Annotated in this window: 16 protein-coding genes and 6 pseudogenes; 7 read left to right on the forward strand and 15 right to left on the reverse strand. The window is 69.5% G+C overall.

Annotated elements, in window-relative coordinates; all coding sequences use genetic code 11:
* On the reverse strand, nucleotides 1-483 hold a 483-nt coding region (locus ACZ499_RS11800; protein ID WP_468674537.1), incomplete at its 3' end, for a TIM barrel protein.
* A gap of 328 nt (nucleotides 484-811) precedes the next feature.
* Here ACZ499_RS11800 and yicI point away from each other — a divergent pair.
* Together yicI and ACZ499_RS11810 are read left to right on the forward strand one after the other, a co-directional pair.
* Entirely contained in the window at nucleotides 812-3,049 is a 2,238-nt protein-coding gene (gene yicI / locus ACZ499_RS11805) for an alpha-xylosidase (protein WP_468674099.1), read from the forward strand.
* A gap of 282 nt (nucleotides 3,050-3,331) precedes the next feature.
* Nucleotides 3,332-3,727, forward strand: a pseudogene (locus ACZ499_RS11810) (beta-xylosidase family glycoside hydrolase); the annotation flags it as partial.
* A 241-nt stretch (nucleotides 3,728-3,968) separates the two neighbouring features.
* Here the strand turns inward: ACZ499_RS11810 and ACZ499_RS11815 are convergent.
* Nucleotides 3,969-4,136, reverse strand: coding sequence for a hypothetical protein (locus ACZ499_RS11815; protein WP_468674101.1), 168 nt, complete (start codon nucleotides 4,134-4,136; stop codon nucleotides 3,969-3,971).
* A gap of 350 nt (nucleotides 4,137-4,486) precedes the next feature.
* On the opposite strand from ACZ499_RS11815, the gene ACZ499_RS11820 reads away from it, so the two are divergent.
* Nucleotides 4,487-5,917: a non-reducing end alpha-L-arabinofuranosidase family hydrolase gene (locus ACZ499_RS11820; protein WP_468674104.1), complete on the forward strand. Its 1,431-nt coding sequence runs from the start codon at nucleotides 4,487-4,489 to the stop codon at nucleotides 5,915-5,917.
* Nucleotides 5,918-6,919: 1,002 nt separating this feature from the next.
* Here ACZ499_RS11820 and ACZ499_RS11825 read toward each other — a convergent pair.
* The 4 genes and pseudogenes from ACZ499_RS11825 to ACZ499_RS11840 form a co-directional block, all read right to left on the reverse strand.
* Nucleotides 6,920-7,147 (reverse strand): annotated as a pseudogene (locus ACZ499_RS11825) (YceI family protein); the annotation flags it as partial.
* Nucleotides 7,148-7,255: 108 nt separating this feature from the next.
* On the reverse strand, nucleotides 7,256-8,974 hold the full coding sequence (locus tag ACZ499_RS11830; protein ID WP_468674108.1) for a glycoside hydrolase: 1,719 nt from the start codon (nucleotides 8,972-8,974) through the stop codon (nucleotides 7,256-7,258).
* Nucleotides 8,975-9,437: 463 nt separating this feature from the next.
* Nucleotides 9,438-9,821 (reverse strand): annotated as a pseudogene (locus ACZ499_RS11835) (RNA polymerase subunit sigma-24); the annotation flags it as partial.
* Nucleotides 9,822-9,858: 37 nt separating this feature from the next.
* The gene (locus ACZ499_RS11840; RefSeq protein WP_468674110.1) at nucleotides 9,859-10,026 is read right to left on the reverse strand and encodes a hypothetical protein; all 168 of its coding nucleotides are present in this window, start codon (nucleotides 10,024-10,026) and stop codon (nucleotides 9,859-9,861) included.
* Nucleotides 10,027-10,376: 350 nt separating this feature from the next.
* On the opposite strand from ACZ499_RS11840, the gene ACZ499_RS11845 reads away from it, so the two are divergent.
* Together ACZ499_RS11845 and ACZ499_RS11850 are read left to right on the forward strand one after the other, a co-directional pair.
* Entirely contained in the window at nucleotides 10,377-11,555 is a 1,179-nt protein-coding gene (locus tag ACZ499_RS11845; protein WP_468674538.1) for a non-reducing end alpha-L-arabinofuranosidase family hydrolase, read from the forward strand.
* An 8-nt stretch (nucleotides 11,556-11,563) separates the two neighbouring features.
* Complete coding sequence (locus ACZ499_RS11850; protein ID WP_468674112.1) at nucleotides 11,564-11,812, forward strand: hypothetical protein; 249 nt, start codon at nucleotides 11,564-11,566, stop codon at nucleotides 11,810-11,812.
* Nucleotides 11,813-11,856: 44 nt separating this feature from the next.
* On the opposite strand, the pseudogene ACZ499_RS11855 reads toward ACZ499_RS11850, so the two are convergent.
* From ACZ499_RS11855 to ACZ499_RS11880, 6 genes and pseudogenes are all read right to left on the reverse strand, one after another.
* A pseudogene (locus ACZ499_RS11855) lies at nucleotides 11,857-11,988 on the reverse strand (transposase); the annotation flags it as partial.
* A 225-nt stretch (nucleotides 11,989-12,213) separates the two neighbouring features.
* Nucleotides 12,214-13,664, reverse strand: a pseudogene (locus ACZ499_RS11860) (NF041680 family putative transposase).
* Nucleotides 13,665-14,335: 671 nt separating this feature from the next.
* A complete protein-coding gene (locus ACZ499_RS11865) occupies nucleotides 14,336-15,688 on the reverse strand; it encodes a glycoside hydrolase family 43 protein (protein ID WP_468674540.1) in 1,353 nt (450 codons plus the stop codon).
* Between the two features lie 170 nt (nucleotides 15,689-15,858).
* Nucleotides 15,859-16,551: pseudogene (locus ACZ499_RS11870) on the reverse strand (beta-xylosidase family glycoside hydrolase); the annotation flags it as partial.
* A 586-nt stretch (nucleotides 16,552-17,137) separates the two neighbouring features.
* Nucleotides 17,138-17,557 (reverse strand): transposase, encoded by a 420-nt coding sequence (locus ACZ499_RS11875; RefSeq protein WP_468674114.1) that lies wholly within the window; start codon nucleotides 17,555-17,557, stop codon nucleotides 17,138-17,140.
* Nucleotides 17,558-18,028: 471 nt separating this feature from the next.
* Nucleotides 18,029-19,312, reverse strand: a complete 1,284-nt coding sequence (locus ACZ499_RS11880) for a DUF6777 domain-containing protein (RefSeq protein WP_468674118.1) — start codon at nucleotides 19,310-19,312, stop codon at nucleotides 18,029-18,031.
* A 263-nt stretch (nucleotides 19,313-19,575) separates the two neighbouring features.
* Here ACZ499_RS11880 and ACZ499_RS11885 point away from each other — a divergent pair, with 263 nt between their 5' ends.
* Nucleotides 19,576-20,898 (forward strand): streptophobe family protein, encoded by a 1,323-nt coding sequence (locus ACZ499_RS11885; protein WP_468674122.1) that lies wholly within the window; start codon nucleotides 19,576-19,578, stop codon nucleotides 20,896-20,898.
* Nucleotides 20,899-20,939: 41 nt separating this feature from the next.
* Here ACZ499_RS11885 and ACZ499_RS11890 read toward each other — a convergent pair whose 3' ends face one another.
* From ACZ499_RS11890 to ACZ499_RS11900, 3 genes are read right to left on the reverse strand one after another with little or no spacing between them, the layout of a single operon-like run.
* Complete coding sequence (locus tag ACZ499_RS11890; protein WP_468674124.1) at nucleotides 20,940-21,938, reverse strand: serine/threonine-protein kinase; 999 nt, start codon at nucleotides 21,936-21,938, stop codon at nucleotides 20,940-20,942.
* A complete protein-coding gene (locus tag ACZ499_RS11895) occupies nucleotides 21,938-22,588 on the reverse strand; it encodes a hypothetical protein (protein ID WP_468674126.1) in 651 nt (216 codons plus the stop codon). The genes ACZ499_RS11890 and ACZ499_RS11895 overlap by 1 nt, the downstream gene beginning before the upstream one ends.
* Nucleotides 22,589-22,597: 9 nt before the next feature.
* Complete coding sequence (locus tag ACZ499_RS11900; protein WP_468674130.1) at nucleotides 22,598-24,949, reverse strand: ABC transporter ATP-binding protein/permease; 2,352 nt, start codon at nucleotides 24,947-24,949, stop codon at nucleotides 22,598-22,600.
* Nucleotides 24,950-25,181: 232 nt separating this feature from the next.
* Here ACZ499_RS11900 and ACZ499_RS11905 point away from each other — a divergent pair, with 232 nt between their 5' ends.
* On the forward strand, nucleotides 25,182-25,469 hold the full coding sequence (locus ACZ499_RS11905; RefSeq protein WP_468674132.1) for a hypothetical protein: 288 nt from the start codon (nucleotides 25,182-25,184) through the stop codon (nucleotides 25,467-25,469).
* The last annotated feature ends 68 nt before the right edge of the window (nucleotides 25,470-25,537 follow it).

Below are 25,537 nucleotides of genomic sequence, written 5' to 3' on the forward strand. Positions count from 1 at the left end.
CCGATACTGGTTGTATCGGGGTGATCCCGACAACGCGGCGAGCGTGCGTGCCAGACGCCGCCGGGCAGACGGGACTTTCGAAACACGCCCTAGTTCCACAGCGAGGTCGATGTTGCGGATGGTCTTGCGCAGCGCGAAGCGGCGTACGTCGCGGTCGTTGGCGGTGAAGCCGCCGTCCTTGAAGACGGGGTGGGTGAACAGGTTCGTGGTGGCCATCGGCACCGCGAGCCCGGTCTCATCGAGGGCGGCGCGAAACCGCTTGACGATGGCCTCGCGCTCGGCGTCGGAGGAACCGAAGGGGACCAGGTCATCGTCATGGAACGTCACGCCGTACGCACCGAGTTCGGCAAGCCGGCGTACGGAGTCGACGGGGTCCAGCGCGGGGCGGGTGGCGTCGCCGAAGGGGTCGTTGCCCCGCCAGCCGACGGTCCACAGACCGAACGTGAACGTGTCTTCGGGGGTGGGAGTGAAGCGGTCGGACATGGTGCGGCCCTTTGCTGCGAGTTTGTTTTCTGACATGACTAATATGCCACCAAGCGCTTCGACGCTAGACCCTGGAGCAAACGTCACGTCTCGCAAAAGCGTGGCTACCTGGCGCTGTTGAGAATCGAAGCGCTTCCGCGATCACGCCGAAGAAGGGTCCTTGCCGTTTTGTTTTCTGTACGATCAAATGGCACGCACAGCTACTTCCCCTTCAAGATTGCAAGCCAGTTGAGGGGCTCCACGCCACCGACCAGCGTCGTCATCGGCAGGGGAAGTCCGACGGCTCCTGCGACCCGAACCGCCACCCCGCACCACCCTGAGGTAGATCATGAAGTTCACCGACGGCTTCTGGCTCATGCGCGACGGGGTCGAGGCCTCGTACGCGACCGAGGTCCGCAGTGTCCGAGCCGACGCCGACCGCTTCACCGCCCACGCCGCGACCAAGCGCGTCGAGCGCCGCGGCGACACCCTCAACTCCCCCCTGCTGACCGTCGACTGCTTCTCCCCCGCCGAAGGCATCATCGGCGTCCGCGCCACACACCTGGCGGGCAAGCTCCACCCCGGCCCGGACTTCGGCCTGCCGGGCGCCGACACCGGGGTCGGCCAGGTGCACCGCGACGGCGACATGATCGAGCTGACCAGTGGCCCCCTCACCGCACGCCTGGGCCAAGCCGCACCCTGGGCGCTGTCGTTCCGTGACGCGGACGGCCGGGAGATGACATCGGCGGGCCGCAAGGGCACGGCCTTCTTCACCACCGGCGACGGTGCGCACCACATGGCCGGGCGGTTGGCGCTGGGCGTGGGCGAACAGGTCTACGGTCTGGGCGAACACTTCACGCCGTTCGTCAAGAACGGCCAGGTCGTGGACATGTGGCAGGCCGACGGCGGCACGAGCAGCGAACAGGCCTACAAGAACGTCCCGTTCAGCCTGCACGTCTCCCCCGCCGGAGCATACGGCGTGTTCGTCAACCACCCCGGCAAGGTGAGCTACGAGATCGGCTCGGAGTCGGTCGGCCAGATGCAGTTCAGCGTCGAGGACCAGACGCTGGAGTACTACGTCGTCGCGGGCCCGACGCCGAAAGACGTCCTGCGGCGCTACACCGCGCTCACCGGCCGCCCGGCGCTGCCGCCGGCGTGGTCGTTCGGACTGTGGCTCACCACGTCTTTCACCACGCAGTACGACGAGGAGACGGTGACGTCGTTCGTCGACGGCATGGCCGAGCGGGACATCCCGCTGAGCGTCTTCCACTTCGACTGCTTCTGGATGCGCGAGTACCAGTGGTCGGACTTCGAGTGGGATCCGGATGTCTTCCCCGACCCCGAGGGCATGCTGGCCCGGCTCAAGGGACGGGGACTGAAGCTCTCCGTGTGGATCAACCCGTACATTGCACAGAAGTCCGCCCTGTTCGACGAGGCCGCCGCCGCGGGGTATCTGGTGAAGCGGGCGAACGGCGACATCTGGCAGTGGGACCTGTGGCAGGCGGGCATGGCGCTCGTCGACTTCACGAACCCCGAGGCCTGCGCCTGGTTCCAGTCGAAGCTGAAGGTGCTGCTCGACCAGGGCGTCGACTGCTTCAAGACCGACTTCGGCGAGCGCATCCCCACCGACGTGGTGTGGCACGACGGCTCCGACCCGGAGCGCATGCACAACTACTACACGCACCTGTACAACCGCACCGTCTTCGAGCTCCTGGAAAAGGAACGCGGCGCGGGCGAGGCCGTCCTGTTCGCGCGCTCGGCGACGGCGGGCGGCCAGCAGTACCCGGTGCACTGGGGCGGCGACTGCTGGTCGTCGTTCGGTGCGATGGCAGAGTCGCTGCGCGGTGGTCTGTCACTGTCGTTGTCGGGATTCGGCTTCTGGTCGCACGACATCGGCGGCTTCGAGGGCACCCCGGACCCGGCGGTCTTCAAGCGCTGGCTCGCCTTCGGCCTGCTCTCCTCCCACAGCCGTCTGCACGGCTCCAGCTCCTACCGGGTGCCGTGGGAGTTCGGTGACGAAGCCGTCGACGTGACACGGCAGTTCACGCGGCTCAAGCACCGACTCATGCCCTATCTGTACGGCTCTGCGGCCGAAGCACACCACACCGGCGTGCCGCTGATGCGGCCCATGCTCCTCGAGTTCCCCGAGGACCCCACCGCCCGCGGCCTGGACCGGCAGTACATGCTCGGTCCCGACCTGCTCGTCGCCCCCGTCTTCTCGGCCGACGGCGTCGTCGAGTACTACCTGCCCGAGGGCACCTGGACCCACCTCCTGACCGGCGAACACGTCCAGGGCCCGGTCTGGCGCCGCGAGAGGCACGGATTCGACAGCCTGCCCCTGTACGTCCGCCCAGGAGCGGTCATCCCGCTCGGCTCCGACACACAGCGACCCGACGGGGACTGGCTCGACGACCTCGCCCTGCTCGTCACCCCCGACGCACACCAGGTGACGGTCACTGTCCCCGACCACGCCGGCCGCCCTGCCGCCGCTTACCAGGTGACGCGCGAGGCGACGGACACGACGGTGACCGTAACCCCACCGGAGGGCCACAGCGCTCCACGCACGGTGGTGTCGGCCGACCTGTGAAGGCCGGGGCCCAGGCAGACGCCCCCGTCATTGGCGGGGGCATCGCGGGGCGAGCCGGCCCCGGTGGCGCTTGTCGAGTGCGCCTACGTGCAGTCGAATAAGTCCTCCCGGGGAAGCGTGACGCCTGCGCGAACGCTTCCCCGGGACCGGCATCAGGCAGCAGACCCACCTTCGCGGCCTTCGTCTTGATCAGTGCACCTTGGTCGGAGCACATGATCAGACGACGGCTGCCCCAACGTCCGGCGAACCCCCAGGTAAGCGGCCTAGTTCGAGGCCCATTTCGACGGGTCCGGGCTGGCGATGCTGGGGGACTCCTCCGCCTGGATCGGCGTCACGCGGCAGGACGGCGTCAGCAGGCTGGTGATGTTCGACGGCCTGACCATGGACGCCGCCTGGAACACCAGCGGCACCGGCACCGAGCAGGCCGGCGCCGACCTCCCCGCGTCCGGCAGCCGCGTCTGGCTGCGCGCCGCCGCCGACATCAGCCCGGGGCCGGGCCGCCAGGCGACGTTCTCCTACAGCACCGACGGCACCACCTTCACCCCGCTCGGCCCGGCCTTCACCATGAACAACGCGTGGGAGTTCTTCATGGGCTACCGCTTCGCCGTCTTCAACCACGCCACCCAGGCCCTCGGCGGCGAAGTGCTGGTGGAACGCTTCGAGTTGAGCACGCCCTGACCATCCGATGCAGTCCGGCCCTCAGTCGAACAGCGTGGTGCGCACGATGCGTTGCACGGCCATCGCGTCGTGCCGGAACTGCGCCTCGCGGGCCGTCTGCAACTGCAGGCGGGCAGACACGAATGGGCTCTTCTGCACTGAGCACTGTGCATCGTGAAGTTGCTGGTCACGGGTCTGGTGTGTGCGGGGTTCGGGATGCTCGTACTGGTCGTGGGTGGATGACTTCGGTGAAGATCGTCGGTCACTGGGTAACGTCGCGGTTTGTGAGGACGAGCAGGGTCCTCACCAGGGCGGTCGTCCACGTCGGGTCGGTGCGGACCTTGCCGAGCCCGCGCCAGTTCTTGAGGTGGGTGAAGCCGTGCTCCACCGGTGCCGGGACCGCTGCCGGTGCGGTGTTCCTGAGTGCCACCGGCCCCGCCGCGAGCGCGGGTCGGGCGCCGAGCCGAGCCAGAGGCTCAGGTGAGCGGCCTGGTCGGGGTCCGTAATGATCACCAAGCCCGCGCACTGCTACCTGCCCCTCACGCCGAAGACCGGTACAACCACGGGACTTGAAGCCGCCTGGTTTCAGCCTTCGAACGTTTCTGCCCGCGGATTTTGCGAGAAGCATTGACGTTGATCACCGGAACCTTAATCATCCAATTGCTCGACTCTTCGACCCTTGTTCGGTATATCGGACAGTCGGGGTCGTACCGCACCGGCATCCGTGCAGCCTCTGACGGGGAAGACCGGAGTCGCTTGCTCAAGGATGACGAGGTCCTTATGCGCAGACACAGTTTCAGCCGCAGACATCCGTCGGCGGTGCTCGCCGCCGCGGTTGCGGCCCTGGCCGCGTTGGCGGCGCTGCTCGTCGCCGGCCCGGCTCAGGCGGCCACCGCCAGCGACGTGCGCGGTGTTGATTCCGGCCGGTGTCTCGATGTGTCGGGCGTCAGCCAGACCGACGGCGCGAACGTGCAGATCTGGGACTGCCACGGTGGAACCAACCAGCAGTGGACGTTGACGGACAGCAACCGGCTGACGGTGTACGGCAACAAGTGCCTGGATGTCCGGGGCGGCGCCACCACGTCCGGGACCCCGGTGCAGATCTGGACGTGCAACGGCAGTGACAACCAGCAGTGGCGGGTGAACCCCGACGGCACGGTCGTCGGCGTGCGGTCCGGGCTGTGCCTGGAGGTCGCGGGCTGGGGTAAGGCCAACGGCACGGGGGTGCAGATCTGGTCGTGCCACGGCGGCACCAACCAGAAGTGGACCGGCCTGTCCGGGGCGAGCAACGCGTGTGCTCTTCCGTCGACCTACCGGTGGACCTCGTCGGGTCCGCTGGCGGAGCCGGCGAACGGGCAGGTCGCGCTGAAGGACTTCACCACCACCACGTACAACGGCAAGCACCTGGTCTACGCGACCACCTCCAACGGAACGTCGTGGGGCTCGACGGGGTTCAGTCCCTTCACGAACTGGTCGGACATGGCGACGGCCGGTCAGACCCAGATGAACGACGCCGCGGTGGCGCCCCAACTGTTCTACTTCGCGCCCAAGAACGTCTGGGTGCTGGTGGACCAGTGGGGTCAGTGGCCGCTCTACTACCGCACGTCCAGCGACCCCACCAACCCCAACGGCTGGTCCGCCCGGCAGCCGCTGTTCACCGGCAGCCTCCCCGACGGCCCCGGGCCGAACCAGAAGAACGCCCCGATCGACCCGACCATGATCGCCGACGACCAGAACATGTACCTGTTCTTCGCCGCTGACAACGGCAAGATCTACCAGGCGAGCATGCCGATCGGGAACTTCCCGGGCAACTTCGGCTCCTCGTACACGACGGTCATGAGCGACACGAGGGACCTTCTGTTCGAGGCGCCGCAGGTCTACAAGGTCCAGGGCCAGAACCAGTACCTCATGATCGTTGAGGCGCAGGGGACGAACCGCTACTTCCGCTCGTTCACCGCCTCCAGCCTGAACGGTCCGTGGACCGTCCAGGCCGGCAGCGAGAGCAGCCCCTTCGCGGGCCAGGCCAACAGCGGTTCCACCTGGGCCCAGGGCGTCAGTCACGGTGACCTGGTCCGCAACAACCCCGACCAGACCATGACCATCGATCCCTGCAACCTGCAGTTCCTTTACCAGGGCCTCCCCACCAACACACAGGAACCCGACTACCTGAAACTGCCGTACCGGCCGGGCCTGCTCACCCTGCAGCGCTGACCCGCCTGATCCACGATGATCGCGATGGGGTGCGGTCCGCCGACGCGTGGACGAGCTGTTCACCGCGTGGGCGACTCCACCTGCTGACCGATACTCACCACCTTGAGGAACCCCAGTCGCGCGTCGGTCGGGGTTCCTCCCTTTCGTGGCTTTCCCCCGCGGGCGCATGGCGGCGTAACGGGTAAGCGTGCACTGATCCGTACCTGACATCCGTGCGCAGTCCGGCAGGATGCGATGACGATCCCGCATTCGAGGAAGTCGTGGCCGAACGCCGCTGGTGCCCGGCTGGTCGGCCTGGTGGATCAAGTCGATGACGTCGTCCACCATGCCCTGGCGATTTGGCCCAGAGACGGCCCAGCCCCGCCAAAAAAGCGAGGCATTGTCAAATCCTGTGGACTGGCCCGCCCGCGTCCCACCGGGCATCCGCACCACGAGCCTGGTCCACGAGAACGCCCTGCTGGCCGTGCCCGACCGGCACCCGCTCGCCCAGCTGGAGTACGTGCCGCTGGACAACCTGCGAGGCCAGGTCTGGGCCAGCTGCCCACCGGGCACGAGGTCCGCGAACAACCCTGACCGGGAGCGGTACCTTCAGCTGCTCGCAGTGATCAACAGCTGGTCGCCCCCGGAAAACCTGGCACCGGTACTGGACTGGTTCATCCAGGCCTTGCGTGCCCCGGATATCGGGGTAGCGGCCCGGTCGCGACGCGGCGTGGCCGGACCGGTTCACGTCACGCTGCCTTCGCCTGGACGGCGGGTTCTGGGCTGGACCGCGCCCTGGCGGCAACTTCCGAGTGTCGGCGCGGCCGCCGGTACCGCGGGAGGCGATGCCGCGCGGCTTGACGTCGACCGGCCCGCCGCAGCCGCCGGACTCCTCCCGATATCACGCTGTACGGCAGCCAGGACGGTGTCGACATCCTGCTCAGCCACCAGGAGGCACAGGCCACAGACGGCCCGGCCCCCTGTTCCCGAGTGAGGCAGGGGGCCGAGCCGTCTCCGCCGTCGTCAGGCGAGCGGCGGAAGCTGTTCGCCCTGGGCGGCCTGGAGGTCGATCCCGACGCGGAGCGTGGTGCCGATGGCGGCCATGCCGGACTGGACGACCTGGATGACCTGGACGTAGTTCATCGCGAAGTCCTCGCGCGGCGATTCCGCGGTGGCCCGGAACGCGGCCCGTGGGCCGCGTTCCGGGTCGGGACCGGTGCCGAGGCAAGCCAGGTCCAGGTCAACGACCCGGGCCTTGTTTGTTTCCTGACCGCCGACGCCGGCGCGGAGGCCGACGGCCCGGCGCGCACGCCACGGGTGGGTGGCGTTGCTGCCGGGCCGTCAGTCACTCACGCGGTCTCACTTCCCGTGCAAACCCCTGCGGCGACGTCCGCGAAGCAGCAGCACGCCGCCGGCAACGATGACCAGCAGGCCACCGAAGGCGCTGTACGTGACAACAGCGTTGCTCGCCCCGGTGGAAGCCAGGTCGCCGGACGCGCTGCTCGGGCTCGCCTGGCCGACGGGTGCGCCGATCCCCCCCTGCGCACGGGTGCCGATCGTGCCGGAGGAGGAGACAACCGGCGAGGGGGCGGTCGGTGTGGGGGCGGGCGTCGGCTTGTCAGCTATGGCAGTCCCCGACGCGGGCTTCATCTGAAGAGTCGTGATCGAGTACGGCGGCAGCGTCTGTGCGACCGCCGTGCCCCGCTTCGCCGTCGCCAGGGCGGTGCCTCCCTTGGCGTACGAAACGGTCGTGACCGCCCCTGCGGCCGGGGTGAATCCGGCGTACGAGAGCGACACCTGCGCCGCGTTCTGCGGGCTCTTGTTGGTCAGCATGACGTTCAGACCGCCGGTGCTGTTCCGCACCGCGTGCACAGTGACCGACGAGTTGCCCGAGGACGACTTGACGATGGTGTCGCCAGGCTTCGCCAGTGCGGTCAGCGAGCGGATGCCCCAGTAGGTGGGGAAGGTTGTGTCGCGCGGCGGTTGGCACTTCCCCCCGGCGCAGGTGCCGGCGGAGAGAATGCCCCCGTCCTGGTAGTCGGTCTGGCCGTTGACGGTGGTGGGTGCTTGGTCCGTGCCGTTGTGCAGGTTCCACCAGTCCACGTGGGTGGCGCCTTGCTCGAACCAGGTCATGTAGGTGTCCGGCGCGAACAGGGCCGCGGCCTGGCTGGTCAAGGCGGGCGAGCCGACGCCGTCGGTCTCGGTGACCGCGATCTCCACCGAAGCGGCGCGCGAGCCCGCGTACTTAGCGATCAGCGAGCGCAGCTCGGACGTGGTACCGGCGATCCGGGAGGGGGTGTTCAGCAGGTCGGCCGTGGTGGTGCCGCCCGGATACCAGTGGACGATGACGAAGTCGATCGAGCTTCCCGCGATGGAGAGCACCGTGTTGTTCCAGTCGGCGGTGTCACCGGGAGCCTTCTCCTTATCCGGCCAGCCGCCGGGGGTGGTGAGCACCGCTCCGATCTTCACCGTCGGGTCCACGGCCTTCATCGCCTTCGAGTAGGCGACCAGGTTCTTCCCGTACTCCCTCGGGCTCTTGTCGGCGTGATTGTCGATTTCCCAGCCCTTGCCGTTGCCGTAGTGCCCGTTGCCGTAGACCTCGTTGCCGATCTCCCAGTACTTCACGCCGTAGCCCTTGTCGACGTTGGAGTACTTGACCCAGTCGGCGGCCTCCTGAGGGGTGCCGGAACCGTAGTTCGCGGTCAGGATCGGCTGGGCGCCGACCCTCTTCGCGGTGGCCATGAAGTGGTCGAAGTCGGTGTTGGAGGGGATCCAGCCCTTGCCGTCGCCGGAGGTATGGGTCTTCCAGTGGTAGTCATCCGCGCCAGAGCCGCCGGGATAGCGCAGCTGCCGAACTCCCGCCGCCTTCATCAGCGATGTCACCTTGGCGTCCCCCATGTGCTCGTCGCCGAAGCCCGTGTTGAGGCCGACACCACTGCTGGGCACCGTGCCCAAGGAGGTACGGGCATCCACACGGATGCGGACGGTCGGCGCTGCGCCCGCGCTGGGCGCCAGGGCGCCGACGCCGACCGAGGCGGCGAGCACCGCCACCGCCCCCACGACACAATGCCGGAGCATCCGGCTACGGCGGCGGGGCGTGCGACCCCGAGGCATCGGCTGCTCGGCGGATCTCGGGTTGTCTGATGACACGTGATGCTCCGATCAGGGTGTTAACACAGAGGGCGTAACGCCGCTGACCACGGCTCGCCCTCGTCGGTACACCCCTAAGTGGCCACTCGGAGCGGAAAGGTTGCCATCTCAATCGTTTTTTTAGCCGCGACGCGGTCGCACCGTCTCACCGGCCCCGGTGCCCCGCCCGGGCTCCCTTTCCACCTCGACGGCGCGAACCATCACATGCTTCCGGCCGCACACCGCCCCGCGGCGGCCGAGCGGCTGAAGCCGCACAGGAAGCACAGGAAAAGACAGACGGCGGCCGCCGCCAACGCGACGGGCGGCGGCGCGGCCCAGGCCGCACCGGCCGGCCGGAGCGTGGTGGCCGGAGCGTGGTGGCCGGAGCACCCGACGACCCGGCCACGCCGCATCACCACGCCCAGGAGAACACCCTTGGCAGGCGGGCGTTGAGCCGGGGGGCCTGAGGTGTCAGGTGGTCGCGCTCGGCGAGGTTGGGTGCCTTGTGGGCCGCCTCGGGGTACAGCCGAGCCGCCGTCGCCAGGTCGCCGTCGCGCTCGTGGAGGTACGCCGCCACCGCGGCGTGGCGGGGTATGGGGTATCCCCTGCTCGAAGAGCTTGGGGAGGAGCCGTCCAGCGCCGCGAGCGCCGCCAGGCCGGCGCGTGGTCCGTCGGCCTGGCCGACGGCCACCGCGCGGTTGAGCCGGACGGCCGGGCTGTCGGTCAGGCGCACCAGCTCGTCGTACCACTCGACGATCGGCATCCAGTCGGTCTCCTCGGCGGTGGGCGCGTCGGCCTGGTCGTGGGTGGATGACTTCGGTGAAGATCGTCGGTCACTGGGAAACGTCGCGGTTTGTGAGGACGAGCAGGGTCCTCACCAGGGCGGTCGCCCACGTCGGGTCGGTGCGGACCTTGCCGAGCCCGCGCCAGTTCTTGAGGTGGGTGAAGCCGTGCTCCACCGGTGCCGGGACCGCTGCCGGTGCGGTGTTCCTGAGTGCCACCGGCCCCGCCGCGAGCGCGGGTCGGGCGCCGAGCCGAGCCAGAGGCTCAGGTGAGCGGCCTGGTCGGGGTCCGTAATGATCACCAAGCCCGCGCACTGCTACCTGCCCCTCACGCCGAAGACCGGTACAACCACGGGACTTGAAGCCGCCTGGTTTCAGCCTGCGAACGTTTCTGCTTGCGAATTGTGCGAGAGGTATTGACGTTGATCACCGGAACCTTAATCATCCAATTGCTCGACTCTTCGACCCTTGTTCGGTATATCGGACAGTCGGGGTCGTACCACACCGGCATCCGTACAGCCTCTGACGGGGAAGACCGGAGTCGCTTGCTCAAGGATGACGAGGTCCTTATGCGCAGACACAGTTTCAGCCGCAGACATCCGTCGGCGGTGCTCGCCGCCGCGGTTGCGGCCCTGGCCGCGTTGGCGGCGCTGCTCGTCGCCGGCCCGGCTCAGGCGGCCACCGCCAGCGACGTGCGCGGTGTTGATTCCGGCCGGTGTCTCGATGTGTCGGGCTTCAGCCAGACCGACGGCGCGAACGTGCACATCTGGGACTGCCACGGCGGCACCAACCAGAAGTGGACCGGCCTGTCCGGGACGAGCAACGCGTGTGCTCTTCCGTCGACCTACCGGTGGACCTCGTCGGGTCCGCTGGCGGAGCCGAAGTCGGGGTGGGCCTCACTCAAGGACTTCACCAGCGTCGTCTCCAACGGCAAGCATGTCGTCTATGCCACGACGCACAACACCCTCGCCGGTGACGATGGGCGCTGGGGATTGACGACCTTCAGCCCCTTCACGAACTGGTCCGACATGGCCACCGCCACCCAGAACACGATTCCCTTCGATGGCATCGCGCCGACGCTGTTCTACTTCGCCCCGAAGAACCTCTGGGTGCTCGCCTACAACGGGGGTTGGCCATACAGCTTCTCCTACCGCACCTCGAGCGACCCCACCAACCCCAACGGCTGGGGCCCGCAGCAGGAACTCTTCACAGGCACCCTCCCGAAGGGGGGCCCCCTCGACGTGACCCTCATCGGTGACGACACGAACATGTACATGTTCTTCGCCGACGATGAGGGCGGCATCTACCGCGCCAGCATGCCCATCGGCAACTTCCCGGGCACCTTCGGTTCGTTCACGAAGATCATGAGCGACACGCCGCTCAACCTGTTCGAGGCGGTTGAGGTCTACAAGGTCCAGGGTCAGAACCAGTACCTCATGATCGTCGAGGCCCAGAATTATACAGGGTATGGTCGCTACTTCCGCTCGTTCACGGCCACCAGCCTCGGCGGCACCTGGACACCGCAGGCCGACACCGTGACCAACCCCTTCGCCGGCAAGGCCAACAGCGGCGCGGCCTGGACCAACGACATCAGCCACGGCGATCTGGTTCGCACCAACCCCGACCAGACCAAGACCATTGACCCCTGCAACCTGCAGTTCCTCTACCAGGGGCGCGACCCCAGCACCGACGGCATGGACTACGGCCTCCTGCCGTACCGGCCGGGCGTGCTGACACTGCAGCGCTAGCCGGTGGCGTGACGCAGGTCCTGGTGTTCCTGACGTTCGCGGGCAACGACGTACGCCTCTTGGCCGAGAACTCCAACCAGGCCATGCACACCCGGGACATCGCGCGGCATCTCGGGCTCCCCACCTCGGGGCGCCCCCTCAGCAGCCTCACCGCGCAACTCTGCTATTGGGCCCGCAACGGCCGACTCATCCGCACCGCGCCGAGCACGTACAAGATCACTCTCCCTGATGCCTTGACACCGCCAACGGGGCCTTAACTTCGTGGCATTGGTCCAGCATTCTGGCGGTGGCAGTAGCCCTCGGGCTGTCCGCCCCGCCCCTGAAGCCAGGCCGGCACCGGCAGCAACGGCCGGATGGCCGCCCACTCTGCGTCCGTCATGTCCGACGGATACCGGCGCACCCGGTCCGGGTTATCGGCCGCATTCCCGCACACGTGCGCGAGGCAATCACACGATCGGGCACCCGAGTTGAGAACAGCGGGCGTGAGCGCGTACAACTGCGACAACAGGGCCTCCTGGTACTGCTCGGTTCGGTTCGCACCTCCGAGCTACCAAGGGGCCCTGCCCTCATGCGCCGACAGCCAGAAGATCACCCCGGCGGGAAACCTGTTCGACTTGCACGCTCCATGATCGGTTGAGATACGGCTTCTCCTTGGCGTTTAACCTTGCTGGGCTTGGTGTTCCTTGATCGACTCGGCGCGTTTGACGGTCTTGCCGACGTCATGGCGTCTGGCGCGCTGCTTGTTTTTCGAACCAGGTGGCCGTCCCGGGCCTGGCCGGGAGGGCTTTGGTGCGGCTGCTGGTCGGGCCGCTGTCGCGCGGACGTTGCGAAACCCTCGGCGGACTCGGGCGGGGGTGAGGCGGCGTGGTTCCGCGGGGCGTTCCCAGGGGCGGCGGAGGTCCTCGGTGAGGGGCCGGGCGAGGCGGAGCTGGGTGTGGGCCGCGACGATCAGCCAGGTCCAGAGGTCGGCAGTGTCGGGTTTCCTGACCTTCGGGGCGGTCCAGCCCAGGGTCTGCTTCATCAGCCGGAAGGTGTGTTCCAGGTCGAAGCGGCGGAGGTAGGACTGCCACCAGCGGTCGACGTCGGCGGGTGTGGCGGCGGTGGCCGAGCACCACAGCCAGACCGGCTTCGGGTCACGGTCGCCGGGTAGGCGCTCGACCTGCAGGCGGATCAACGTGCCGTGCAGGACGGTGAGTTCTTCCTTGGCGTGCTCCAGCCAGGGGCCGCGGTGGGTGAGCCGGGGGTGTATCCGGTCCCAGGCGGATGCGGTGGCCGTGCCGTAGTGGGTGGTGTCCGTGGCTGTCGTGACGTCGGGCTCGTGCCAGGTGTCGGGTTTCTTGAATGTGAGGACGCCGCCGTGTCTGTGGGGGCGCCCGCCCTTGGGGCCGGAGCGTGCCGGGCCGGGGTCGCGGAGCATGATCCGGTCCGAGCGCAGGCGTCCGACCAGCACGACGGGAAGGTCGGCGAGCGCGTGGGTCAGGTAGGCGATGTCGTAGCCGGAGTCCATGACGATCAGGATGTCCAGATCACCCGGACGTCAATGGCCGGGCTTGTCAACCGCAGGACAGTGTGGCGAAGTTGGTCGGCGGTGACGGTGGTCGCGTCATCGTCCGGGCCCAGGCGGACCGCGTCCAGAATCGCGACCCAGGAGGTGCGGCCGGTCTCCAGGGCCGCGACGAACGAGTAGGGCCAACCGGGCACGAGTTGGTCCGCTCCTCGGTCGCCTCTGCGTCCGTAGACGTGGCAGAACAGGCGGTCCGCGCTGGTCGGGGCGTTGGGCCGCAGCCAGTTCGACACGTCCACGGCCAGCACGATCCGCCCGTCGGCGGCCCTGGGAACGGGCAGGCCGGCAAGCAACCGTCGCAGTCGGGCGGGCTCACACCAGCCGCGGTCCAGCGCGGCGTAGAGCGCGCCGTGCCCGCGCCGATGCTCGGCCGCCAGCGAGAGCTCGACCAGTGTCCTCACCGGCCCCTCCGCGCAAAGCACCGCGTCGCTGAGCTCGAAGAGCGTGTCCGCACGGCTGTACAAGCAGTCGTAGAACTCGACACGAAAGTGGGACAGGACGCCGAACGCGGCGTCGGCGGGTCCTGCGGGAGCGAGACTCTTCACCAGCGGCCGTTCCTTCACGCGACGTTGCTCGACACCTCGAAGCGTGAAGAACGGCCGTCCCGCTTTCCCACGAAGGACTCAAGATCAGCCCGTCGGGTGACCGGCCGAGGTTGAACGCCAAGCTCAGTCCGGTGTGGGGGAGAGGCCAGACGGCATGAATGTCCTGAGGGTGTGTGAGTTGGGGTGTGGTGCCGTGGCGAGTGGGCGTGAGCTGGGATTTTGTCAGTAGGAGGTCCGGTGATCAGGTTGTGTCATCTGCGGTGAGTGGTGGGCATGTTCAGTGATTGCTGGTATGTGCTGGCTCCGAGAACGGAACTGTCGACGGCGGCTGGCGGGAGGAGCATCGCTAGTGGGGTCCGGTGCTGCCGAGAAGTCGTTGTTGGTTGCTCTGGAGTTGTTGGGTGGCACGTTCGGGCGTGAGTGCCCAACACCGCCTGCCGTGCGGTCCACGACCGGGACCACAACGCCGCGAAGAACGTGAAAACGGCCGCCGGACTGGCGGATACAGCCTGTGGAGCGCAGGTCAGACCAGGACTCGTCGCGGCACAGCGCGACGAAGCAGGAAACCACGGATTCCCGTTCGAAGGCTGTGCCGCGTCCCGGTACAGCCTTCGAACGGGAAGGCCGGAATCCTCGGGCTTCAGCGCGAGGAGCAAGTCGACGCGGTGCGGTTACGCGGCGCGGGTGAACCGCCACCAGTCGACATTGAACAAGTAGCCGCTGCCGCCGCTGAACGTCAGGTAGAGGTCATGGGTTCCCGTCGCGCCGCTCACTGGGCAGGTCACCGTGGTCCAGGCCTGCCAGCCGCCGGTGTTCGGCACACCGCACCGGCCCACGACCGACCCGCTCGGACCGTCCAGGCGCACTTCGAGGGTGCCGCCGCTGGTGGCCGAGGCGACGCGTGCGGCGAAGGAGGAGGCGCCGGCCCCGAAGGCCACTCCCTTGACCTTGGTGTAGTCGCCGGTTTCGATCCAGCCGACGTTCATTCCGCCTTCATTGGACGGTTCGGTCTCGATCCCGGATCCCCAGGCGATCGTCTCGGCCTCCTGGCGTACGTACGGGTCAAGCGCACCGAGCTGGGGTGTACCGGTGTTCGTCATGTTGATCGTCGGGATCGTTCCGTCAGCGTTGTAGGAGAACTTCTCCACTGCGACCGAGCGGGTGAAGCCACCGCCGCCCGGGAGGGCGCCGTTGTGATAGAAGAAGTACGAGTTGCCCTGAAAGTCCACGATGCCCGGGTGGTTGGTGAAGCTGGTGCCCTGGGCGGGCATGACTGTTCCACGGTAGGTCCACGGCCCGGTCGGGCTGGGTGCCGTGGAGTAGGCGATGAACTCCGCGCAGCACTTGGCCGCATATACGATGTAGTACAGACCGCCCCGTTTGTAGACCCACGGCCCTTCTTCGTACAGCGTGGGACGGTCGGGGTTGTCGGTGCGGGTTCCGAAGCCCTCGGTGGTGAGCGGAATCCTGGTGGGGCTGCCTGAGTAGGACGTCATGTCCGCGTTCAGCTTGACGTACCACAGGTTGGGGTTGCCCCAGTAGAGGTAGGCCTGGCCGTTGTCGTCGATGAAGACGGTCGGGTCGATCTCACTGTTCTCCACCAGCGGGCGGCCGAGGGCGTCCCGGAACGGGCCGGTGGGGCTGTCCGACACCGCCACGCCGATGGCGAATTGGCCGGTCGCCCGGACCGTCACCGGCACGTACCAGTAGAACTTGCCGCCCCGTTCGACGGCCTGGCCCGCCCACGCGTTGTCGGACGCCCAGCTGAAGGTGTTCAGGCTGAGCGGTGAGCCGTGGTCGGTCCAGTTGACCATGTCGGCGGAGGACCACACCCGCCAGTCCTTCATCACGAAGGAGGAGGTGGAGCCGTCCTCGTCGTGCCCGGTGTAGAGGTAGACGCGCCCGTTGTACACCAGCGGGGCAGGGTCGGCGGTGTAGACGTTCTGCACGATCGGGTTGTCGGCCTTGGCCGCCGTGGGATGCACCGCGGCGGGAAGGACGGCGAACGCCAATATGAGGATCAGCACCCAGGTTGCCCGGGCGAGTCTCGTACCGGTGGCGGGTGATCTCACTGCGGTTGGGTGAGCCGTTGGCCTGTGGACGGCGGTACTGGCCATGGTGTGGTCCTTCCTGGTGCTGCGGGTCGGGGGCTGAGTAGCTGGTCAGATGCGGGGGAGGGACGTTGCTGTGCTCGGGGTGTGGTCAGTGCGAACCGTGCGATGCGGACGGAGCCGCCGAGTGTCTGCGTGGCGTAGTTGGAAAGGGCGAAGCGGTAGCCCATGAAGAACTGCCAGGTGTTGCCCATGGTGAACGCGGGCCCCCAGGCGGGTGAAGTTGGTGCCGTCGGTGCTGTGGGAGAAGGTTCCCGGACGGGAGGCGCCGGGGCGGATGTCGGCGGCCGCGCGCAGCCAGATGCGACCGCCCGTGACGTTGGCGCTCGCGACTTCGGTGCCGGTGGTGTGTTCCAGTTGCTGGCCATGGTCAAGCCGTTGACCATCACTACCCGCGTTGTGCCGCCGTCTCGTTTGATGCCGATCCACGTGGAGGAGTCGCGCAGCAGGGCGAGTCCGGCCCGGTCGCCGTCGCGCATCGTCGCGTAGTCCAGCTGGATGGTCGCGGTGGAGGTGGGTCCCTGAATCCGGTGGGTGAGGGTATTGCGGGCCCAGTACAGGTCGTTGGTGACCGTCGCGGTGCGCAAGGTCGGGCCGTTGTTGACGGACCACTTGCCGTTGTCCGGATGGTGGTTCCATTCCCACTTCGGTTTCACGGTCGTTCCGTCGAAGGTGTCGACGCCGGTCAGTGGGGTGACCTGGCGGGGTGGGGGCGCCAGGACGGGGCTGGGATACGACGTGCCCCAGGCACCGCCTACGAGTTGGACGACGGGCCAGCTGCGCAAGGCCTAACAGGAGGAGCGCGGCCGCGCGGCACAGGCGCGGGCGTGGGCATTGTGCGGGTGACGTCACACGAAGCTCCAGGAGGCGATCGGGGCTCGCCGCACGAATGCCAGGTGCACCCTTCCAAGTCCGGCACTTGGCGTGTGGGGGAGAGCCTTACCGGTACGGATGATGCGGGTGCTGTCATGCCCGGCATGTGCACCATGCGCAAGCCGCTTCGGCCGGGACATGTTCGATACTGCGAACGTGAACCGATTCCTCGGACGGCATGGATCCTAGGAGTTGAGAGCGGACAGCACAAGATCCTCGTAGGCGGACAAGTCAGGTCCTGATCTGCGGGGTTGATCTCCCTTTCCGTGGACCCACAGGCACCGCTGCGGCCCTTCGCCCAGGGCACGCACAGGGCGGCGAGCGCGGTGTACAGGAGCAGTTTTTCTGATCAAGGCTGGGTGGATTGAGCTGGGTTGATCAGGCAGTGCGCAATGAGAAGCCGTTGCCTTTCCGAGAGTGCGGGTGTGTTTCCGCTGGTCAGGTGTAGGGGGGGTGTAGGGGTGGTGTTTCGGCGGGAGGGACGGGTTGTTATGTCGTCTCTTCGGTGGAGGTGCCGGGATGCCGTCGGTGATGGGGCTGCTGGAGGAGCGTGAACGCGTCGCTCGGCAGCACGGTGAAACCGCTGGTGTCGTCGCTGCGTCTGACCACGGTCAGCGCGATCCGCCAGGCGTCACGGGCGAGGTCGACCAGGCGCCCGGTGTAGCCGCCGTCGGCCCACACCCGCGTGACGCGCCAGTGCCGTTCACGCAGCCGGGCCAGGAGTGTCTGCCCTGCGTCCCGGTCAGTGACCGAGGCTGCGGTCACCATCACGGCCAGCAGCAGTCCGAGGGTGTCCACCACGATGTGCCGCTTGCGGCCGTTGACCTTCTTCCCGCCGTCGAAGCCCCTGGTCGCGCCCGGCACCGACGCGGCCGCCTTCACCGACTGCGCATCGATGAACGCGAACACACTCGATCCGCCACGCCATCCGGCAGGTCTGCCCCAGCACGGACGGCAGCCGCCCGCACATCTGCCGGAACGAGGCCCCGCCGAGCGGGTTCTTCCCGTAGTGCCCCGCGAAGGTGATCTCGGCGGGCGGGGGCGGCGGCACCGGGGGTGCCGACGGCGTCGCTTCGCTGCTCATGCCCGCCTCCCCGGGTCCGTCTGATCGAACACCAGATGAACGTCTACGACGTGGGTACGGGCATCCATGGCGACTCCTCGGACGGCGGTTGCGGAACCTGACGTACGTACAACGCTGCTGATCAGCGCGACGTCACGGCCGAGCAGTCGAGAAAAAGTTCGACTCCCCAGGTGAAACGTTGTGGCGGCTGGACTGGGCGCCCGTGATCCGTAGTTCGAATCACCCGGGAGTGGGCCGGCACTCGATACGGGGATTGCCGGGCGCCCTCGACCTGCCCTGTGAAGGCGGGTCCCCGGTCAGTAACCGCCCGGTGCCGAGGGCGCGGTGCTCGTCACCGGCGCGTACGGGGTCGAGGTCTCCGGCTGCGGCGCCGACGTCGTCGGGGGCTGCGAGGAAGGGGACTCGGAGCGCGTGGTCCCGCCGGTGGTGGGCGATGAGCCGTACGGATCCGATGTCCCCGGCGGTGGGGTCTTCTTGTCGCCCGCGCCCGTGTCGCCCTTGGGGCGCGAGAACCACTCGTCGCGGTCCGGGTCGAACATGACGAACGTGTCGACCGCATGGGTGGCGGGGGCGACGACGGCCACGTTCGAGGGCCGGTACGCGGGCCACGCGTCACCCGTCGGCTTGGGCGTGCCCTGCTGGGCGACCGGCGGCACCAGCGGGTTCCCGCAGGCACAGCGCACCCTCGGCACACCCCGGTCGTCCACGAGCACCGCCGTACCGGCCTGCAGAACGGCCTGGTAGGGGCTCGCGGAACCGTTTCGGTAGCCATGGTTGGTCACCCGGGTGTCGACGCGGAGCTGTACGGGGGTGAGGGAGCGCAGATACGTGGGCACGGTGTCGGGGCCGATGCCCAGGGCGGACGCGAACGCCTTGTTCTTCGCCGGCTCCGCCCCCAGTGCGCTGATCTGCTTCTCCACGTCGCAGCTCGCCTTGTTCCGCGTACCGCCGTAGAGGCCGGGCGCCGAACCGTCCACGCCCCGCGTCACATTGGCCGAGGCCGGCGCCGACGCGCTGGGCAGGGACGGCGGGGACGGGGGCGGGGAGCTGTGGCGCGCGCTCGACGGGGTGAACGGCTCCGGGCCGTCCTTGCCCGCCGCCTGGAGGAAGACCTCGCTGCCCCCGCCCTTCTTGCCGGACGAGCCGTCGGGGCGGGTGAAGACGAGGATGAGCGCCACGGCCGCCACGATCGCGCCGGTGGTGAGGGCGATACGGGGGGCCGAGCGCCACCAGGGGCGGTCGGGGCCGCCGTCCTTGCCGGGGGTGCCGCCGTCGCCCGGGCCTTTGCCGGAGTCCCGGTCGCCGGGGCCGCCGCCAGGTCCGGAGGGTCCGCCTCCGCCGCCCGGGCCACCCGTCCCCCCCGGGCCCGACGGCCCGCCGCCTTCGCCCGTACCGACCGCGATCGTCTCGTCGTGGCCGCCCCCGCTCCGGCCACCGCCCCCGCTTCCGTCGCCCCGGCCCGTACCGCCCTGGCCGCCGCCGCTCGGCGGGCCCGTCGGCGGGCCGGGCTGCGAGGGGCCCGAGAGGGGGCCGGACGGGGGGCCGGCGGGGCGGCCGGACGGGGGAGGTTCGACGCTCACGAGCTCTTCTTCCCGGCGTTGGGGTCCCGCGGGGGTGCGGGGCACTCGGCCGAGGATTCCCGCGGGACCGCGTGCCCGCCGCAGCTCGGTGGGGAGCGCGGCGCGCGGGGCGGTCCGGCTCGTCCTTCGTGCGCGAAATGCGCGATGAGTCCGGTACGTCCTCGGCCTGCCCATTGTGTGCCCGGGTCCGGGCGGGCCCGCAAGCTGACGCGGTCGGCCCCCCATGACGGGCGGCCCGCCCCGGCGCTGCTTAGCGTGACAGCGTGAGCCAGGACAAACCGCCCGATTCGCCCGCAGGACCGCGACGTGCGCGCCACGGCTGGGTCGAGGCCCTAGTGACGGTGCTGACCGGTCTGATCGCCATGGCCGTAGTCGCCGCGCTCGGGCTGCTCGCGGCCGGCGCGGCCGACCTGCCCGACAACGCCTTCCCCCAGGTCGTCGCGGCCGTCGTCGTCATGGCGGTCGGCGGCTCCGTCGACATCAAGGGCGACGCCGGTGTGATCGGCGAGACCCACGCCGATCTGACCGCGCTCCCGCTCTCCGTCACGCTCGTCGGCGCACTGCTCGTCGCGGCCGGATTCCTGCGGCCCCTGCGGCACCGGGCCGTGGCGAGCGCCCGCGAACTGGCGGCCTGGGCCGCCCGGGTGGCCGCCCTGTGGCTGCTTGCGCTCCTCGGCCTCTCGTTCCTCGCCCGCAAGCAGTTCGCCATCGGGCTCGGGAACGGGGCCATCGGCGACATCGGGGATCTGCTGGGCGCCTCGCCCAGGGCCGGCTTCGAGACCGATGTGCCGCTCACCCTGCTCTTCGGGCTGCTCTGGCTCGCCGGACTGCTCTTCCTCGCCCTGGTGGTCTCCCGCAGGGCCCCGCTGCCCGCCCGGCTGCTGCGCTTCCAGGAGTCGGTACGCCCGGCCGCCTTCGCGATGGTCGTGCTGCTGCTGGCGTACGTGGCGCTGGGCATCGTGGTGGGACTCGTCGTCGCGGTGGTCAAAGGGCACACGGCCGAGACCTTCGCGGTGATCCTGCTCGGCCTGCCGAACCTCGTCTGGCTGGCTTTCACGCTCGGGCTCGGCGCCTCCTGGGAGGGCAGGGTGGACGGGCCGTTCGGGCTTCCCATGCCGCACGTACTGGACCAGGTGCTGCGTACGCCCGACCTCTCCACCCTCAATCTGAGCACCCTGGCGGACTACGACGGGCGGGTGTGGTGGCTGCTCCTGGTCGCCGCGGTGCTGGTGCTTGCCGCCGGGTTCGTCATGGCGGCGCGGTCACCGGCCCGGGTACGGGCGTGGCAGCACGCCCTGCACCTGGCCATCGCGCTCGCCCTCGCTGTACTGGCCGTCAGTCTGCTCGCCCGGATCTCCGCGCACTACGGGCTTTCGCTGCTCGGCATCGGAGACATCGGCGGCGGCCTCTCCGGCCAGGTGTCCCTCAAGCCGCGCCTGTGGTCGGGGCTGGGGTTCGCCGTGCTGTGGGGGCTGGTCGCGGGCTTCCTCGGCAGTCTGCTCGCCCGGCGCGTGCGGCGGCGCGGGGAGGTGGAGCCGGGGGGAGACCGGGCGTCGGCCGACCGTCCCGAGGAGCCGTCCGGCTGACCGGCGCGAGGAGGACGGGCGTTCACCCGTCCTCACTCACCTCACCGCACCCCCGGGAACACCGGCCGCGCCCACTCCGGCGGCTCGGGCGGCGGTCGGGGCGGCTCCGGCGTGCCGATCACCCGCAGATCGACCTGGGTCGGGGGATGGCCTCCCGCCCCTACGTCCTTGGCCGCCGAACGCAGCGCGGCCACGAACGCCAGGCACGAGTCGTACCGGTCGTCCGGGCTCTTGGCCAGCGCCTTCGCCATCACGCCGTCGACCCCGGCGGCGATGTCGGGGCGCTTCTCGGTCAGCGCCGGCGGCTGGTCGTACTGGTGGGCCCACAGCAGTGCCATGTCGTCGTCGCGCTGGAACGGCGGGGAGCCCGCCATCGTCTCGTAGACCACGCACGCGAGGCTGTAGACATCGCAACGGCCGTCCACCGGGCGGCCGGAGATCTGTTCCGGCGCCACGTAGTCGAGCGTGCCGACGAACTGGCCGACCGTGGTGAACCCGGTCAGCGACAGGGACTTCTTCGTCAGTCCGAAGTCGGTGAGGTAGACGTGCTCGGGATGGTCGCTGTCCGTGCCCTGGGCCACCAGGATGTTGCCCGGCTTCACGTCCCGGTGTACGAGGTCGTGCGCATGGGCGGCGTCCAGCGCGGACGCCACCTGGGCCGCGATCCTGGCCGCCGTGGCGACCGGCAGCGGGCCCTCCTGGTCGAGCAGCGCCCGCAGATCGCGCCCGGCGACGTACCGCATGGCGATGTACAGGACGCCGTCGGTCTCCCCGGCCTCGAAGACCGGCACGATGTGCGGGTGGTCGATCGCGGCGGCCACCCGTGACTCGTGGGTGAAGCGCTGCCGGAAGGTGTCGTTGCGGGCGAGTTCGGGGGCGAGCAGCTTCAGCGCGACCGTCCGCTCCAGGCGCAGATCGCGGGCCCGGTACACCACGGCCATCCCGCCGCGCCCGATCTCCCCCTCGATCCGGTACCCGGCGATCCGCCGCCCGACCAAGTCGGAGGGGCGCCCGGTGGACAGGTCGCCCTCGGGCGCCATCAGGTGTCACCGGGCCAGGCGCGGGCGTCGTCGAGGGCCCCGGGCTGCGGCGCCTCGCCGTTCGGGCCGACCACCCGGGTCGCGTCGGCCGGGGTCGCGCCGGAGCCCCCGGCCGGGGGAAGCCCGTCGTCGGCGGAAGGCACCGCGCTCGTGCGCCCACCGGACGGCGGGCCGGACGCCGCGAACGTGCTCAGCCGCGTCCCGTCGCAGTACACCCACCGCTCGTGCTCCGCGTCGTACAGCCACACCGCCTCGCCGTCGACGACCATCCCGGCCCGCAGCCCCTGGGTGTGCTGCCGGAACGTCTCGCCGTCGAGATGGCCCGCGGCCAGGTCCTCCGCCGCGCTGCGGTAGCGGTTCAGCATGTCCTGGACCCGGGAGAGGAGCGGACGGGGGTCGGCCGTACGGGCCAGGGGTGCGCCCGGCACCGGCGGCCCCTGCGGAACGGTGACCAGGAGGCGGCCGTCGACCCACGCCGACCAGGCGTTGGCGCACAGGATCCGGGCCCAGTCGCCCCGCCGGTCGATCAGCTGCACCGGCAGCAGCGCGTCCAGCGGCACCGTGGGGCGCCCGGTGTCCGGGCTCTCCCAGGCGGCGAGTCCGCCGGGAGGGACGACATGGGTGGGACGGAAGTCGACGGGAGCGCTCATCGCGGCCGCCTACTTCCGCATCACGGCGGGCTCGTGCCGCCGCAGCAGCCGGGCGACCGCGAAGCCGAAGAGCACCGACAGGGCGACCAGCATGCCCATGTTGAGCAGCCACACACCCGTCTCGTGCTTGAACAGCGGGTCGCCCGTCAGCTCGCCCGGCACGATCCTGGAGAGCCCGATCGTGCCCGCCATCCCGCCGAGCGCCCACCGGGAGGGGACCAGCCAGGCCAACTGCTCGATGCCCGGGACGCCGTGGAGCTTCAGCAGCGCTCCGCAGAACACCACTTGGACGATCGCGAGCAGCACCAGCAGGGGCATGGTCACCTCCTCCTTGCGCACGAGCGCCGAGACGAGCAGGCCGAGCATCATCGCCGTGAACGAGAGCAGGGCCACCGCCACCGTGATCTCCACCAGCGGCGGCATGACCACGCCCTTGCCGCCCGGCGCGTTGAGGTTCACGCCGAACAGCGCCACCAGCGTCAGGACGACGGCCTGGAGCACGGTGATCGTCCCCAGGACCACCACCTTGGACATCAGATACGCCGATCTGGACAGGCCGACGGCCCGTTCGCGCTGGTAGATCACCCGCTCCTTGACCAGCTCCCGTACGGCGTTGGCCGCGCCGGTGAGCACACCGCCGACGCACAGGATGAGCAGCGCGTTCATCGCCGTCTCCTGGGTCAGCTTGCTGCCCGCCAGGGCACGCGCCATGGCTCCCATCACGAAGGGCAGCGCGATCATGATGGCGAGGAAGGTCCGGTCGGCGCCGAGCGCGGCCGCGTACCGGCGCACCAGGGTGCCCAGCTGGGAGCCCCAGCTCTGCGCCTTGGGCGGCGGGGCCACGATCCGGGCGGCGGCGGCCTCCTCGAGGTGCGGCTGGGCGCTGGAGCTGACCACGTACCGCTGGTGGAAGGACGAGTGGGCGTACTCGCCCGCCCAGTCCCGCTCGCGGTCCCGCTCGAAGGCCTCGAACGCCTCCGGCCACTCCCCGAAGCCGAAGAAGCCCAGGGTGTCGCGGGGCGGCCCGTAGTACGCGATGTGCCCGCCGGGGGCCAGGACGAGGATCCGGTCGCAGACGTCGAGGCTGAGGACGCTGTGGGTGACCACGATGACGGTACGGCCGTCGTCCGCGAGGCCGCGCAGCATGTGCATCACCGAGCGGTCCATGCCCGGGTCGAGCCCGGAGGTGGGCTCGTCGAGGAAGAGCAGCGACGGCTTGGTCAGCAGCTCCAGGGCGACGCTCACGCGCTTGCGCTGGCCGCCGGAGAGGCTGTGGATGGACTGGTCCGCGCGCTGCTCCAGGCCGAGCTCGCCGATCACCTCGTCGACCCGGGCGCGGCGCTCGGACTTGGCGGTGTCCTGCGGGAAGCGCAGTTCGGCGGCGTAGCCGAGGGCCCGGCGCACGGTGAGCTGGGCGTGCAGGATGTCGTCCTGGGGGACGAGCCCGATGCGCTGACGCAGCTCCGCGTAGTCCCGGTAGAGGTCGCGGCCGTCGTAGAGAACCGTGCCCCGGTCGGCGGGGCGCAGCCCGGTCAGGGCGTTGAGCAGGGTGGACTTGCCGGCGCCGCTCGGTCCCACCACGGCCAGCAGGCACTTCTCGCCGACCGGGAACGACACCTGGTCGAGGAGCGTCTTGCGGCCACGGTCGACGGCGACCGTGAGGTCCTGGACGTCGAGCGAGACCTCGCCGGTGTCGACGTACTCCTGGAGCTCGTCCCCGACCAGGCAGAACGCCGAGTGGCCGACGCCGACGATGTCGCCGGACGCGACCCGGGCGCGGGCGACGGGCTGGCCGTTGAGGAAGGTGCCGTTGTGGCTGCCGAGGTCGACGATCTCGTAGCTGCCATCGGGGAGGGCGCGCAGTTCGGCGTGCCGGCGCGAGACGACCAGATCGTCGACGACCAGGTCGTTTTCGGGGGCGCGGCCGATGCGTACGGTACGGGCGGGCAGCGGGCGCACCGAGGTGGGCTGCCGGAAGGCGCCGGTCGCGGACGGCATGGACACGGCGGACAGCCGCTCCGGGGCGCGGACCGGCGGCGGGGCGCGGCCCACCAGGACGGCGCGGGGGCCGTCGGCGGGGCTGCCGAACCGGATGACGCTGCCGGGGCCCACGCCCCACTCGTGGACGCGACGGCCGTCGGCGTACGTTCCGTTGGTGCTGCCCTCGTCCTCGACCGTCCAGTGACCGCCGTCCACGCGCAGCACCGCGTGGTGCCACGAGACGCGGGCGTCGTCGATGACGATCTCGCTGAGGGGGTCGCGTCCGACGTGGTAGTCCCGGCTCGGACTCATCACCGTGGAGCCGGTGTCGGTCTCCAGGACGAGTTCGGGCGCTGTCGGCGCGGCAGACCGCTCTCCCATGGGGTGAATTCTACCGATCAGCACCTGATCGCGCCTTTTTGCCCAGAGGGGCGGGGGTGCCGAGCCGGTACCGCCAGGGTTTACCTCCCGCGGTTTCTGCGCCGCTGGGATGACGTACGGGGTCAGCCGTCGACTGGATGTGCGCGCGTGCGCGCGGACCTGGGCCGCGACGCGGAAGCAGGGCGCCACCGGCACACCCGCACCGCACCACCGACGGAGAGGACCGTGCCCGATGTCATGGATCCGTACGAGACGAAGACCCGCCCCGCGCCTGAGCGCCCGGGCGCTCTCGCCGGCCGCCAAGAGCGACAACGTGAGCTTCACGGCGTCCACCGACGATCCGCACGCACCGGTCAGGACCCGCTCGTTCACCAGCTTCAGCCAGGCCGCGCACGAGGACGCGGACGGCAGGGTCCGGCTCGGTGTGCACGGCCCGTGGGACGCGAGCGACGGCTACGCGCTCGGCGACTCCATCGCCACCTGGGGGTTCACGCACAGGATGAAGGCCGCGGGCTTCTGACCCGGTAGTGCACGGCACGACGGCGCCCGCCCCGGAGAGCTCCGGGGCGGGCGGTCCGTACGCGTCCG

The organism is Streptomyces sp. NPDC031265 (assembly GCF_055570295.1).

What these genes read in the sequence shown, in the direction of transcription:
- yicI (WP_468674099.1), top strand. Translation starts at nt 812, where the DNA reads ATGAAGTTCACCGACGGCTTCTGGCTCATGCGCGACGGGGTCGAGGCC.
- ACZ499_RS11820 (WP_468674104.1), top strand. Translation starts at nt 4,487, where the DNA reads ATGCGCAGACACAGTTTCAGCCGCAGACATCCGTCGGCGGTGCTCGCC.
- ACZ499_RS11830 (WP_468674108.1), bottom strand. Translation starts at nt 8,974, where the DNA reads ATGCTCCGGCATTGTGTCGTGGGGGCGGTGGCGGTGCTCGCCGCCTCG.
- ACZ499_RS11845 (WP_468674538.1), top strand. Translation starts at nt 10,377, where the DNA reads ATGCGCAGACACAGTTTCAGCCGCAGACATCCGTCGGCGGTGCTCGCC.
- ACZ499_RS11890 (WP_468674124.1), bottom strand. Translation starts at nt 21,938, where the DNA reads ATGGCGCCCGAGGGCGACCTGTCCACCGGGCGCCCCTCCGACTTGGTC.
- ACZ499_RS11895 (WP_468674126.1), bottom strand. Translation starts at nt 22,588, where the DNA reads ATGAGCGCTCCCGTCGACTTCCGTCCCACCCATGTCGTCCCTCCCGGC.
- ACZ499_RS11900 (WP_468674130.1), bottom strand. Translation starts at nt 24,949, where the DNA reads ATGGGAGAGCGGTCTGCCGCGCCGACAGCGCCCGAACTCGTCCTGGAG.
- ACZ499_RS11905 (WP_468674132.1), top strand. Translation starts at nt 25,182, where the DNA reads ATGTCATGGATCCGTACGAGACGAAGACCCGCCCCGCGCCTGAGCGCC.